Below are 12,552 nucleotides of genomic sequence, written 5' to 3' on the forward strand. Positions count from 1 at the left end.
TTCGTGGGGTTGGTCGGGTTCGTGGGATCCGTGGGGTTGGTCGGATTGGTCGGGTTCGTAGGATTGGTCGGGTTCGTGGGATCCGTGGGATTGGTCGGATTGGTGGGGTTCGTAGGATTGGTGGGGTTCGTAGGGTTGGTCGGGTTCGTCGGATCCGTGGGATTGGTCGGATTCGTAGGATTCGTCGGATTGGTGGGATCCGTCGGATTGGTCGGGTTGGTCGGGTTCGTGGGATTGGTCGGATTCGTGGGATCCGTGGGGTTGGTCGGATTCGTGGGATCGGTCGGCACCGGGGGGGCTGGGTCGTCGTCGTCGTTGCTGGCTGCGGCGATCAGGCCCACGCCGCCCGCGCCGATCAGGCCGGCCAGCAGGAAGTCGCTGAGCACGGAGCCGCCGGCTGCGGCTGCGGCGCTTTCCTTGGTCACGATCAGGCCCACGGCGTCACCGTCACTGGCGGGCGCCACCTGGACGTTGCCAGATGCCAGGTCCAGCACCATGGCGCCTGCGCCATCACCCTCGCGCTGGGCCAGCGTGGCCTGGGTGCCGCCCTCGAAGGTGCCGACCAGGGTCTGGCCGTCCTTGCCCTGGAACAGCGCCTTGGCGCTGCCATCGGCGGGCACGATGATCTTGTCGCCGACCTGCAGGGCACTGCCCGGCTGGGCCATCAGGGTTTCCCCATTGCGCACGATCTGCACGCCCGGGCTGACCTGGGACAGCGTGGCGGGAGGCGTGCCCCGGGGCATGACCGCTGCGGCTGCGCCGGGCTGCATGTTCGACGTATTGAGCTGCGCAAGCACAACGCTGGAGGGCTGCGGGTCACCGAACTGCACGGGGCTGACGGTGGTGTTGCCGGTGGGCTGCATCGATTGGGCGGTCATTTACTCTCTCCAGACAAGGGTTGAGACGACAAGGTCAGACGGTGGCTTGGAAGCCGTGAAAAATCTGTCGAGCCCTTTTGTGCAACATGCATGCCACGTGCACGCTGCAGGTCCGGATGGCCTAGGAATCATCCTAAGATATTGATTTGTATGGATTTATCTATTGATCACAATGTCTCATCAAGGGTCTGTTACGGCACACGTTACGTAACGCTGCCGGGTCTGCTCCGTTACTCGGACGCCGGTGCCGCGCCATGTTTCATGGCCCTTGACTCGCGGGCCCATGCAGCGGGGCAACATGGCTTTCGCCTATAAAATCGCTGGCTTTTGGCTGCAGGCGTGTATCGGCGCATGCAGTAAGCCCAAAAGCGAACAGGCCCGTCTTCCAACTTTCATTGCGTAGAGAGCGCCCATATGCTGATTTCGTCCAGAGTTCCGTCGCGAGTGCCGGGTCGTACCTATTTGCGGATAGCCCGGCCCGTGGCCATTGCCGCCTTCAGTCTGGGGGCGGCTTTGTGCGGGGCGTTTGCCCATGCATCGCAGGAGGCGGTGGACGAGGTCTCACGGCTGCTGGAGCAGGGCAAGGCGCCCCAGGCCGCCAAGCAGGCCGAGGCCTACCTCAAGCAAAACCCGGCCGATGTGCAGATGCGCTTTCTGCAGGGCGTGATCGCCGCGGAGCAGCGCCAGAACGCCCAGGCCATCAAGATCTTCACGGCGTTGACCCGTGACTACCCCAGCCTGCCCGAGCCCTACAACAACCTGGCCGTGCTGTACGCCGCCGAAGGCCAGGAACGCAAGGCCTCGGAAGTGCTGGAGCAGGCCATTCGCACCAACCCCAGCTACGCCACGGCGCATGAGAACCTGGGCGACCTGTATGCGCGCATGGCCAGCGATGCCTATGCCAAGGCCTTGCAGCTGGACGGATCGCGCCAGGCCATCCAGCCCAAGCTGGCCCTGATCACGCAGATCTTCCCCAAGCAAGGTGGCGCCCAGGGCAAGACGGTCCAGGCTGCAGCTGCCTCGACCAAGGTCGCCGATGCCAAGGCGGCCGATGCCAAGGCCCGCGAATCCGACGCCAAGCTGGCCGAGGCCCGCGCCGCCGAGACCAAGGCGGCAGAGGCCAAGGCCGCCGAATTCAAGGCCGCTGAAGTGAAGGCCGCCGATGCCAAGGCAGCGCAGGCCAAGGCCGCAGAAGCCAAGGCCGCAGAAGCCAAGGCAGCAGAGGCCAAGGCCGCAGAGGCCAAGGCAGCGGAGGCCAAGCTGGCCCAGGCCAAGGCAGCGGAAGCCAAGGCCGCCGAGACCAGGCTGGCCCAGGAGAAGGCTGCCCAGGCCGCACAGGACAAGGCGCGCGCTGCCGAGGAAGCCAGGCAGGCTGCGGCCAAGGCCGCCGCCGTGACCACCGCTGCGGCCCCTGCCGCCGCCGCTGTGGCCGCCGCCGAGCCCGCCAAGGCAGCGCCTGCCGTCGACGAGAAGAAGGCGGCCCAGTCGGCCGCAGCGCAGGAAGTGGAGGCCGCCGTCAAGGCCTGGTCCACCGCCTGGGCCGGACAGGACATGGACCGCTACCTGGACGCCTACAGCGACCACTTCTCCCCGGCCGATGGCAGCAGCCTGGCCAAGTGGAAGGAACAGCGCCGCCAGCGCATTGTCGGACGCACCACCATCGTCGTCACCGTGCGCGACCTCAAGGTGACGGTGGACGGCGACAAGGCCACGGCCCAGTTCCGCCAGTACTACGCATCGGGCGCGCTCAAGACCACGACCCGCAAGACCCTGCGCATGCAGCGCGAAAAGGGACAATGGCGCATCACCCACGAAGGAACCGGTTCCTGATGCCTGAAAGAGCGCGCCCCCTGGCACGGTCATCCGCCGGCTTGCTGCGCCTGCATGCGCGGGCCGCTGGCGTGGCCGTGCTGCTGGCCGCTCTGTCCACGATGCCGTTTGGCACGGCGGCCTACGCCAAGCCGGCCAAGGCCTCCAAGACGGCATCCGCCAAGCCTGCAACGGGCAAGACCAGCAAGACCGGCAAGGCCGGCGCAGCCAGGCTGCGCTCGGCGTCGGGCAAGACGGCCGTGGCCGCCGCTGCGGTGGCGGCTACGGCAGGCGGCGTCGCTGCCACGGCAGGCCATGCCAAGGCGGCGGCCGGCTCGCAAAGCCAGGCGGAGGCCCGCCTGCTGGCCATCATCCGCCAGGTGGAGCAGCGGGATCTGGATGGCGCCCTGAAGGCGGCCGCCGATCTCACCGCCGAAGTCCCCAATTTCCGCGCAGCCCAACTGGTGTATGCAGACCTGCTGCGCTTCAAGACCGGCCGTGCCGGCGAGGTGCTGGCGGGCACGCCCGTGGCTGCGTCCGCCGCTCCCAGCCATCCGGGCCAGGGCGTGCTGGTGCGGCACAACCTGTCCGTGGGCAGCGTCACACGGCTGGAGGGTCCGGCCAGTCCCGCGCAGGCGCAGCTGCAGGATCTGCAAAACGAACTCAAGCGCCGCCTGCAGGCGGACAGCGGCGCGCCGCCTGCGGGTTCCGTTCCCGGCGAGTTTTTGATGCTGGGCGCATCCGTGCGGCATGCCATTGCCATCGACGCCAGCAAGTCGCGGCTGTACCTGTTCGCCCATGAGGCAGGCGGTCTGCGGCTGCTGGGGGACTTCTATGTCTCCGTGGGCAAGCTGGGCACCGACAAATGGCAGGAAGGCGACCAGCGCACGCCGCTGGGCATCTACTTCGTGGGCCGCCACATTCCCGGGCCCCGTCTGCCGGAGTTCTATGGCAAGGGTGCGCTCACGGTGAACTTTCCCAATGACTGGGACAAGGCCGTGGGCCGCTCGGGCAGCGGCATCTGGCTGCATGGCTCGCCGCCCGACCAGTTCTCGCGGGCGCCCGAGGCCAGCGATGGCTGCCTGGTGCTGGCCAACCCCGATCTCACCTTGCTCATGCAGACCGTGGACCGGCAGACGCCGGTGCTGATCCGCGAAAAGCTGCAATGGGTGGCCCCCAAGGCCCAGGCCCAGCAGAAGGCGGCAGACGCCTTCGTGCGCGTCATCGACGACTGGAAGAGCGCCTGGAACGGTGCGGACCCGCGCAAGCTGGCCGCCCTCTACGCGCCTGACCTGCTGCAGTCGCCGGCCTCGCGCACATCACAGGAGCGGCTGGCCGCCTACCTCAACCGCCCCGGCGTGACGCTGCAGGACCTGTCCATCTATTCCTGGAAGGACGCCAAGGGCGAGATCCGCGTGGTCAACCTGCGCGCCAGCAGCAAGTCCTTTGCCGAGGGCCTGCCGCTGCGCCAGTACTGGCGCAAGACGGGCGGGCGCTGGCAGCTTTTCTCCGAGGACGTGATGGGCTGAGCCCGGCGCAGCTCAGGTGTTCTCGTTGTGGCGGTTGCTGTCGAAGCGGCGCTCCGCATCGAACAGATGCTGTATCAGCACATGCGAGGTCATGTTCACGCCAATGCCGCCAATCATGGCCGGCAGCAGGTACAGCGCCGTGGACAGCTCGGAGACGAAGAGGGTGTTGTCGGACAGCGAAGGCGTCTCCTTGGCCGCCGAGGCCAGGCTTTGAAGCAGGTAGACATCCACCCCCGCCATGGCCACCAGGGCCAGCCCGAACAGCAGCACCGTGGTGCGCGAGATGCTGCGCTTGGCCAGCAGGGCGGCGTAGATGGCGCAGGGAAGAACGACCGAGAAAACCACCAGGCTCCAGAATCTGGCTTCGGTGAAGACGGTGGTGCTGATGCGCAGGGCATTCATCGGTGCGGTCTTTCGGTGCGGTCCTTCGGTACCTGTGGGTTCCTGCGGTTCCCTGTCGGCCGCCCAATATGCCGCGCTTGCGTAAACGCCCGGTGAACCCGGCGCAAACCGGTGGTTGCACATGCAACCAGGCGCACCGGTCGCAGTCTTGTCCGCTTCGGCCCTGCCTGGCCCGATGCGTCCCTCAGGGGGTCACGACTGCCGCACAAGATAGGCCGGCAGCTGCGCCTCGGGCAGCACGGACAGGACCTTGAGCTGCAGCTGGGCGCGCTTGCGTGCCTGGGCCAGGTAGTCCTGCAGCGCCTGCGCGGCCCGCTCGTACTCACCATCCCACAGGGCGTCGATGACCTGGCGGCAGTTCTCGAGCAGGGGCGGGTTGGGCGACTGCGGGAACATGCGGTCAAAGGTGCTGTGGATCAGCCACGGCATCTGGCACTGCTGCAGCATGCCCACCAGCTTGTGGTTGGGATGCCGTGCCAGCAAGGCGCCGTGCAGGTGCTGCTCCAGCCGCAAAAGCTCCTGCGCTTGCGGTGCGGCGGGGGCGTGCAGGCGGCGGCGCAGGTCTGCGAGCATGTCCCTGTCCAGGCGCGGGCCGCTTTCGCGCAGCGCCGCGGGCGCCAGCAGCGCCAGCAGCTCGAAGTCCTGGTTCACCGCGCGTGCCGTCAACGCCGCCACGCGCCAGGAGGCATAGGTGCTCTTGTCCACCAGTCCCCGGTCCACGAGCCGGCTCAGCACCTCGCGCAGGGCCACGCGGTTCACGTTGAAGTGCTCCATGGCCGCGCTTTCGTCGATCTGGAAGCGCCCGAAAATCATGGCGATGGAGATGGTCTGCTCCAGCTCGTCGTGGATGCGCTCGCTTTCCGAGGGGATGTGGATGGTGGCGTTGCCCTCCTCCAGGCCCAGGGCCCGCGCGTCCAGCGGCAGGCGCTGGGGCTGCACGGCCTGCCCGGGCCGGGCCACCAGGTAGCCGCGTCCTTCGAAGGTGCACAGCAGCCCTTCGGCATGCAGCAGCTCGAAGGCCTTGCGCACGGGTATGCGGCTGGTGCCGAAGACCTTGGCCACCGGCCCCTCCAGCAGCACCAGGCCGGGCTCGATCCGCTGCTCGACGATGGCCCCGCGCAGGCGCTGGCGTATCAGTTCATAGCGCAGCCGGCGTTCGCCGGGATCGCCGGATTCACCGGATTCGCCGGGGCCTGCTTCCTCGTCGCGGGCAAGCTGCGTGGGTGCTGGGGTGGCTCTTGTCATTCCTGCTTCATCTGCATGTACCTGTGCACCGGCCGCCGCAAAGGGGGCCGGTATCCGGCAGGACTATAAGGGGCGGGCGCGGCGCAGCAGCGTGGCCCATTGGCGCACCAGGTAGTTGTGCTCGTCCATGACGGTGTTCCAGACGGCGATGTGGCCCAGGCGCTGCTCGTAGGAGCCGCCGTCGCGCACGCTGCCGCGCGGGATCACGACCTGGCCGTCGGTGCCCCGCAGGTCCTCGGCGGCAGGCAGGCCGGCGTACCAGTAGTCCCATTCGCTGGCGCGCAGGTGCCCGCGGCTGCGCAGCGGGTTGGAGATGTAGTAGCCCTGCCGTGCCATCGCCGCACCAGGCCAGCCGGACTGCCACCAGTTCAGGTAGCGGTAGGCGGCATCCAGCGTTTCGCCCCTGGCCTGGCTGGAGATGCCCAGGCCGCCGTACCAGGCCCGGTAGCCTTCGCGCGGGCAGGCCAGCCGGTAGTCCAGCCCCGCCGCGCGGTAGTGGGCGATGGCCGGCGACCAGTGGCTTTGTATGGCGACGCCGGCATCGATCATCAGCCGCGCCGCATCGGCGTAGTTGCCCCAGAAGCCCCGGAACTGCTCCGACTCCTGCCGCTGCAGCAGCAGGGCCGTCATCTGGTCGATCTCCTCCAGTCCCAGGTTGCTGATGTCGCCAAAACGCATGTCGCCGCCGGCCTGCAGGGCCAGGGCCGCATCCAGCGCGCCGATGGCCGCATCCGCCTGCAGGGCCGCACGGCCACGGCAGGCGGGAGACAGCAGCCAGGACCAGCTCTCTTCGGTCTGCGCGAACAGATCTGGCACGGCGGCGGGCAGGTAGACGAAGCTGTCGGCGTTGTGCGTCAGCGGCAGCATGCTGATGCGCGATGCGGGCGTTCCGCCCAGGGTGCCATCGGCCTGCACGTACAGGCGCATGGCCGGGTTGCAGCCCGCGCCCAGGGCCGCCTGCGGCGTGATGCGCCCGGTCTTGGGCAGGGCGTTGACCTCGTCCCAATGCGCCAGCCTGCCGATGTCTATGGGTTGCAGCGCCCCTGTCGGCCACAGGCAGTCCAGGCTGTGGAACCACTGGTCGTAGAGATCGAAGCTGTCCTGGCGCATGACGGCCTGGCGCTGCGCGTCGAAGCCGTCGAGCACCTCGAAGCGGATGCGCAGGCCCAGGTCCTGCTCGGCGCGGCGGCGCATGGCCTCGGTCAGGGTCACCGAGGTGCCCAGTACCCGCAGTTCAGGCATCTTCTTGCGCATGGGGTGTTCCTTGTCAATGGAAGGCGGCCGGGCCGGGTGCGGCGCCGGGCTGCGCCCCATTGTCCTGCGCGAAGAAACGCTGGAACGACTGCCAGGAGTCGTCCACCTGCTGCCCGTTGAGCCCCGAGGCGATGAAGACCAGGCGCGAGCGGCCGTCGCCACCGGGCCATTCGGCCAGATGCTCGGGCGCATGCATCAGATGGCCCATGCCGTGCAGCACCGTCGGCTGCCCCTGCGGCCATCCTTCGGCGGCCACGGCCACGAGCCCCTTGAGCCGCAGCACCCGCTCGCCATGGCGGTGCAGCAGCCAGGTCAGCCACAGCGTCAGCGCACACCAGTCCACGGGGCCGTCGAGTTCCAGGCAGAAGGCCTGGATGCTGCCGTGCGGCTCCTGGCCCTTGCGGCTGCGAGGCGTGCCTGCAATGGCGCGTGCCAGCCAATTGCTCTCCTGCACGGGCTGCTCCTGCCAGGCCGGCAGCGCCTGGCGGCTGTTGCCGAGCACGGCCAGCGGATTGAGCCTGGCAAGCTGCGCGCGCAGCGCCTCGGCGTCCTGCGGCCGGGCCAGGTCGGTCTTGCTCAGGTACAGCCGGTCGGCGGCGGCGACCTGGGCCTGCCATTCGGGCCGCTGCGCATGCGTGGCCGCGTGCAGGGCATCGACCACGGTGGCGACATGGGCGGGCCTGAAGACCTGGCGCAATTGCGCATCCCCTATGAGGGTGGCGATCACCGGGCCGGGCGCGGCAAGGCCCGTGGTTTCGATCAGCACGCGCTGGAACGCAGGCAGCTCGCCGCGCTCGCGGCGCTGGTGCAGCCGCCACAGCGCCTCCTTGAGTTCGCCGCGGATGGCGCAGCAGATGCAGCCGTTGTCCAGCAGCACCGTGTCGGCGTCGATGCGGCCCACCAGCAGATGGTCCAGCCCCACGGCGCCGAATTCGTTGATCAGCACGGCGGTCTCGGCAGCGGGAGAGTCCTGCAGCCATTGCCTGAGCAGCGTGGTCTTGCCGCTGCCCAGAGAGCCCGTGAGCACACCCACGGGCAGGCGTGCATCGCCGGTCATGGCGCCTGCTCCGGTTGCGGCCAGGGCATGGCCAGCGGATCCAGCTCGCGGGCCAGCAGCCGCTCGGCCGCAGGCCACAACGCACCGAAGTCGGGCACCAGAACGCTGGCGCCCGTAGGCCCCTGCAGCAGGTAGGACTGGCCGTGGAAGTCGCTGAGCCGCAGCCGCCACAGCGCCAGCAGCCGGTTGGCGCGCGCAATCTGAATCAGCCGCTGGCGTCGCCCGGCCGATCCGGCCGGCGCCTGGCTCCAGTGGCCGGAGCCCTGCAGCAAACCGCACATTCCACACATGACTGAAAACCTTTCGGTTGCGAATGGAGCCGCCTGCGAAACTGGCACAGCCAAAGAGCAGAGACACCGAGGAAGGGCCTATGCCGGCCGCGCCGCCCCGCACCGAGGTTGTCGCCGGCTGCCCGTACGCCCCCCTCCGAAGAGAGGGGGAAGGCGCGAAGCGACTCAGGGGGGGGCTTCTTTTCACGGCATGACATCGCCGGAATTGGGCCCCAGCGTCTGCCCCACATACAGATTGCCGCCGGGGTCGGAGGCCAGCAGCACGGCCGTGGGAGCCACCTCGTCGGCGCGGCCGAAGCGGCCCAGCGGCAGGCTGGCCTCCTTGGCGCGCTTCCAGTCCGCGCTGATGCCGTCGACCAGCGGCGTGGCGATGGGGCCGGGGGCAATGGCGTTGACCAGGACATTGTCGGGTGCCACTTCCAGCGCCAGCGACTTGGTGAAGCCGATCACGCCGGCCTTGGCCGCCGCATAGTGGCTCAGCTCCACGCCGCCCTTGATGCCCAGCTGCGAGGCGATGCTGATGATGCGTCCCCAGCGCTGGGCCTGCATGTGCGACACTGCGCGCCGCGCGCACAGGAAGACGCTGCGCAGGTCCACGCGCAACATCTCGTCCCACATCGCGGTGGACATGTCGGCACAGCGCGACTGGGTGAGCATGCCGGCGTTGTTCACCAGGATGTCGATGCCGCCGAAGGCCTGCACGCAGCGGTCGATGATGCGGTGGGCCGTGGACTCGTCGCCCACGTCGCCGATGACGGTCTCGGCCTGCGTGCCCAGCGCGCGGCAGCGCCGGGCCACGTCCTCGGCCCGCGCGGCATCGATGTCGGCCAGCAGCAGCCGCGCGCCGGCCTGCGCATAGGCCAGGGCGATGGCCTCGCCGATGCCGCTGCCGGCGCCTGTCACGACGGCGCGGCGGCCGTCCAGGGGCTTGGAGGTGTTCATGTCGGATGTCCTCAACTGGGCCAGCGCACGGTCAGGCCGCCGTCGGCAATGATGGATTGGCCGGTGATGTAGGAGGCCTCGTCGCTGGTCAGGAAGCGGATCAGGGCGGCGATTTCTCGGGCCTGCCCGACACGCCCCAACGGAATGCTTTTTGCCGCCTGCGCCAGGCCCGCCGGGCCCAGCGAGTTGACCGGGTCCAGCGACTGCGGCGTCTCGATCAGGCCCGGAATCACGGCGTTGCAGCGTATGCCGCGCGGTGCCAGCTCCATGGCCACGGCGCGGCACAGCCCGGGCACGCCTGCCTTGGCGGCCGCATAGTGGGCATGCTGCTCCCAGCCGTAGACGCCGCCTGCAATGGAGGAGACGGCCACCATGGCCCCGCCCGCCGCCATGTGGCGCGCACTGGCCCGGAAGGTGCGCATGACGCCGCCCAGGTCGATGTTGATGACCTCCTGCCACTGCGCATCGCTCATCTCGGCCAGGGCCGCCTGGCGCAGCAAACCTGCATTGGCGACGGCAAAGTCCAGTCGGCCGAAGCGGTCCACGGCGACGCGGGCCAGGTGCTCGACCTGCTCGGCATCGCCCACATCGACCGCCTCCATCACGCACCGCCCGCCCGCGCGCTCGACAAGGTCCCGGGTCTGGCCGGAATCGTGCGGGTCCTGCGGGTAGTAGCTGCCGGCCACGGCAACGCCAGCCTGCGCGTAGGCCACGGCCAGCGCCTGGCCGATGCCGCTGGCAGCGCCGGTGATGAGGGCGACCTTGTTCCTGTCGATCTGCGGGTGCATGGCGGCCTCACTTCACGGTCTCGGGATCGACATGGGGTGCCAGGAACATCAGCAGTCCCGAGGCTGCGCAGGGAATGGCTCCCCAGTACAGCGCCGCCTGTGCCCAGTCCGCCCCCTGCGACAGCGTCCAGGTCACGCCGAAGCCTGCCGCGATGGCGCCCACCTGGCCCATGGCGTTGACGAAGGAGCTGGCCGTGGCGCGGATGTGGCTGGGAAAGCTCTCGCCGATCAGGAAGAGGGCCGCTGCATAGGGGCCGATCAGGAAGAACAGCCCCAGCGAGTACAGCGGCACGATGCGCCAGAAGTCGCCCGAGGGCGCGTTCAGCATGAGCGCGAAGGCCAGGCCACCCAGCATCCAGCCTATGGCCACGGCGTTGCGCCGGCCTATGCGGTCACCGAGCCAGCCATGGAAGACATAGCCCAGGAAGCCCGCGAGATTGGAGATGATGAGCACCTGCAGCGCGCTGGAGAAATCCACGCCCTTGCCCGGCGTGCCACCGGCGCCGCCCAGCACCGAGGTGCCCAGCACCGCGAAGATCACGATGGCGAACCAGTTCAGGAAAAAGCCCAGGGCCAGCGACAGCGTGGGCCGCAGCGAGGCGCCCCGGAACATGGCCGACAGGCCGGTGTGCTGCGCTTGCTGCGGGTGGGCGCCATGGGCCTGGGCCAGGCGTGCGGCCTCTGCCTCGCGTCCGGCACGGCGCAGATCGGCCACGCGCCGCGCGGTCAGGAACTGGGGCGTTTCCACCAGCCTGCGGCCCAGCACGGCAATCACCAGGGCGGGGAACATGGCGAACACGAAGGACAGCACCCAGCCGCCGCCCTGGCCGAACCAGCGCTCGCCCAGCGGATACAGCAGGGCCACCAGCACGGCCGTGAGCACCGCGCCCACGGGCCAGCCGCCTTGCACCAGCGAGTAGATGAAGCCGCGCCGGCGCAGGGAGGCCGGGTCCGTGTAGACCAGGGAGAACAGCTCGCTCAGGTAGGCGGCGTTGATGCTTTGCTCTGCATAGCCCAGGCCTGCCAGCGAGCGCACCACGATCAGCAGCACGAAGCCCAGTCCCGCCGACAGCCCGATCACCCAGCCGGCCAGCGCCGTCAGGCCCGAGCACAGCGCGGCGCCCGCCACGGCGATGATGATGCCCTTGCGCCGGCCCAGCCGGTCGGCGATGGGGCCGATGCCGAAGGCCACGATCACCGTGCCCAGCGTCACCCAGGTGTTCAGCCGCGCCTGCTGCTCGGCGCTCCACTGGAAGTGCTCGCCCAGTTGCGGCAGCAGGGTGCCGAAGAGGATGAAGTCGTAGACGGCAAAGACCCAGGCGAAAAAGCAGACCCAGGTGGCGTAGCTGACCTGCCTGCGCGTCACGGTGGGCGCGGTCCAGGGGGCATCGATCCCGGCCGGGGCCGGATGGCCGGCGCCTGGGGCGTCGGAGGCAATGGCGGAGGTATTCATGGTGTCCTCGCTGAGGTGGGATGCGGCATCAACGCGGCTGGCGGCGCAGGAAGTCGTCGGCGATCTGGTCGCACGTCATGAAGCGCACGCCGTCGTGCGACTGGAAATGCTCGATCAGGCGCTCCAGCATCAGCAGCACCTGGGGGCGGCCGGAGACATCGGGGTGGATGGTGATGGGGAAGACCGCGTAGTCGTGCTCGCGGTAGACCCAGTCGAACTGGTCGCGCCACATCTGCTCTATGTCGCGCGGGTTGACGAAGCCGTGGCTGTTGGGCGACTTCTTGATGAACATCATGGGCGGCAGGTCGTCCAGGTACCAGTTGGCGGGGATCTCGACCAGCCGCGTTTCCTTTCCGCGCACCAGGGGCTTCATCCAGGTGTCGGGATGCTTGCTGTAGTCGATGCGGGTCCACTGGTCGCCCACGCGCACGTAGTACGGGTGGAAGTCGTTGTGCATCAGGCTGTGGTCGTACTTGATGCCTTTCTTGAGCAGCAGCTCGTTGGTGACGGGGCTGAACTCCCACCAGGGCGCCACATAGCCCGTGGGTGCGCGGCCGGCCAGCCGCGTGATGACCTCGATGCTGCGGTCGAGCACCGCTTCCTCCTGCTCGGGCGTCATGGCAATCGGGTTCTCGTGGCTGTAGCCGTGGATGCCGATCTCATGGCCCGCGTCCACCACGGCCTTCATCTGCTCGGGAAAGGTCTCGGCAGAGTGGCCCGGGATGAACCAGGTGGTCTTGAGGCCGTATTTGTCGAACAGCCTGAGCAGCCGCAGCGAGCCGACTTCGCCCGCGAACATGCCGCGCGAGATGTCGTCGGGCGAGTCCTCCCCGCCATAGGAGCCGAGCCAGCCGCCGACGGCATCGACGTCCACGCCAAACGTGATCTGTATGTCCTTGCTCATT

At 68.6% G+C, this 12,552-nt stretch carries 11 protein-coding genes and 1 pseudogene; 2 read left to right on the plus strand and 10 right to left on the minus strand.

Going from position 1 to position 12,552, the window contains the following annotated elements; genetic code table 11:
* Nucleotides 1–878, minus strand: a pseudogene (locus tag ACF8ME_RS26745) (hypothetical protein); the annotation flags it as partial.
* A 480-nt stretch (nt 879–1,358) separates the two neighbouring features.
* Here ACF8ME_RS26745 and ACF8ME_RS26750 point away from each other — a divergent pair.
* Nucleotides 1,359–2,708 carry a tetratricopeptide repeat protein gene (locus ACF8ME_RS26750; RefSeq protein WP_252652427.1) on the plus strand — a complete coding sequence of 450 codons (1,350 nt, stop codon included), beginning with the start codon at nt 1,359–1,361 and terminating at the stop codon, nt 2,706–2,708.
* Nucleotides 2,708–4,216 (plus strand): murein L,D-transpeptidase family protein, encoded by a 1,509-nt coding sequence (locus ACF8ME_RS26755; protein ID WP_374005918.1) that lies wholly within the window; start codon nt 2,708–2,710, stop codon nt 4,214–4,216. Before ACF8ME_RS26750 ends, ACF8ME_RS26755 begins: the two co-directional genes overlap by 1 nt.
* A gap of 12 nt (nt 4,217–4,228) precedes the next feature.
* Here the strand turns inward: ACF8ME_RS26755 and ACF8ME_RS26760 are convergent, their stop codons facing one another.
* The 9 genes from ACF8ME_RS26760 to ACF8ME_RS26800 all read right to left on the minus strand — a co-directional run bounded on the left by ACF8ME_RS26760 (nt 4,229) and on the right by ACF8ME_RS26800 (nt 12,551).
* Nucleotides 4,229–4,618 (minus strand): hypothetical protein, encoded by a 390-nt coding sequence (locus ACF8ME_RS26760; protein WP_392418992.1) that lies wholly within the window; start codon nt 4,616–4,618, stop codon nt 4,229–4,231.
* A gap of 192 nt (nt 4,619–4,810) precedes the next feature.
* Nucleotides 4,811–5,863 carry a GntR family transcriptional regulator gene (locus ACF8ME_RS26765; protein ID WP_392418994.1) on the minus strand — a complete coding sequence of 351 codons (1,053 nt, stop codon included), beginning with the start codon at nt 5,861–5,863 and terminating at the stop codon, nt 4,811–4,813.
* A 63-nt stretch (nt 5,864–5,926) separates the two neighbouring features.
* Nucleotides 5,927–7,117 carry a PotD/PotF family extracellular solute-binding protein gene (locus tag ACF8ME_RS26770; RefSeq protein ID WP_392418996.1) on the minus strand — a complete coding sequence of 397 codons (1,191 nt, stop codon included), beginning with the start codon at nt 7,115–7,117 and terminating at the stop codon, nt 5,927–5,929.
* Between the two features lie 13 nt (nt 7,118–7,130).
* Nucleotides 7,131–8,174, minus strand: coding sequence for a GTP-binding protein (locus ACF8ME_RS26775; protein WP_016449807.1), 1,044 nt, complete (start codon nt 8,172–8,174; stop codon nt 7,131–7,133).
* Entirely contained in the window at nt 8,171–8,464 is a 294-nt protein-coding gene (locus tag ACF8ME_RS26780) for a hypothetical protein (protein ID WP_016449806.1), read from the minus strand. Before ACF8ME_RS26780 ends, ACF8ME_RS26775 begins: the two co-directional genes overlap by 4 nt.
* A gap of 183 nt (nt 8,465–8,647) precedes the next feature.
* Nucleotides 8,648–9,406, minus strand: coding sequence for an SDR family NAD(P)-dependent oxidoreductase (locus ACF8ME_RS26785; protein WP_392418998.1), 759 nt, complete (start codon nt 9,404–9,406; stop codon nt 8,648–8,650).
* 11 nt (nt 9,407–9,417) lie between these two features.
* On the minus strand, nt 9,418–10,194 hold the full coding sequence (locus tag ACF8ME_RS26790; protein ID WP_392419000.1) for an SDR family NAD(P)-dependent oxidoreductase: 777 nt from the start codon (nt 10,192–10,194) through the stop codon (nt 9,418–9,420).
* Between the two features lie 7 nt (nt 10,195–10,201).
* Nucleotides 10,202–11,647: an MFS transporter gene (locus ACF8ME_RS26795; protein ID WP_392419002.1), complete on the minus strand. Its 1,446-nt coding sequence runs from the start codon at nt 11,645–11,647 to the stop codon at nt 10,202–10,204.
* A 28-nt stretch (nt 11,648–11,675) separates the two neighbouring features.
* Nucleotides 11,676–12,551 carry a polysaccharide deacetylase gene (locus ACF8ME_RS26800; RefSeq protein WP_016449802.1) on the minus strand — a complete coding sequence of 292 codons (876 nt, stop codon included), beginning with the start codon at nt 12,549–12,551 and terminating at the stop codon, nt 11,676–11,678.
* Nucleotide 12,552 lies beyond the last annotated feature (1 nt).

The sequence above is a fragment of the Delftia sp. WSY_7 genome (assembly GCF_043104845.1).
GTDB lineage: Bacteria > Pseudomonadota > Gammaproteobacteria > Burkholderiales > Burkholderiaceae_C > Comamonas > Comamonas tsuruhatensis.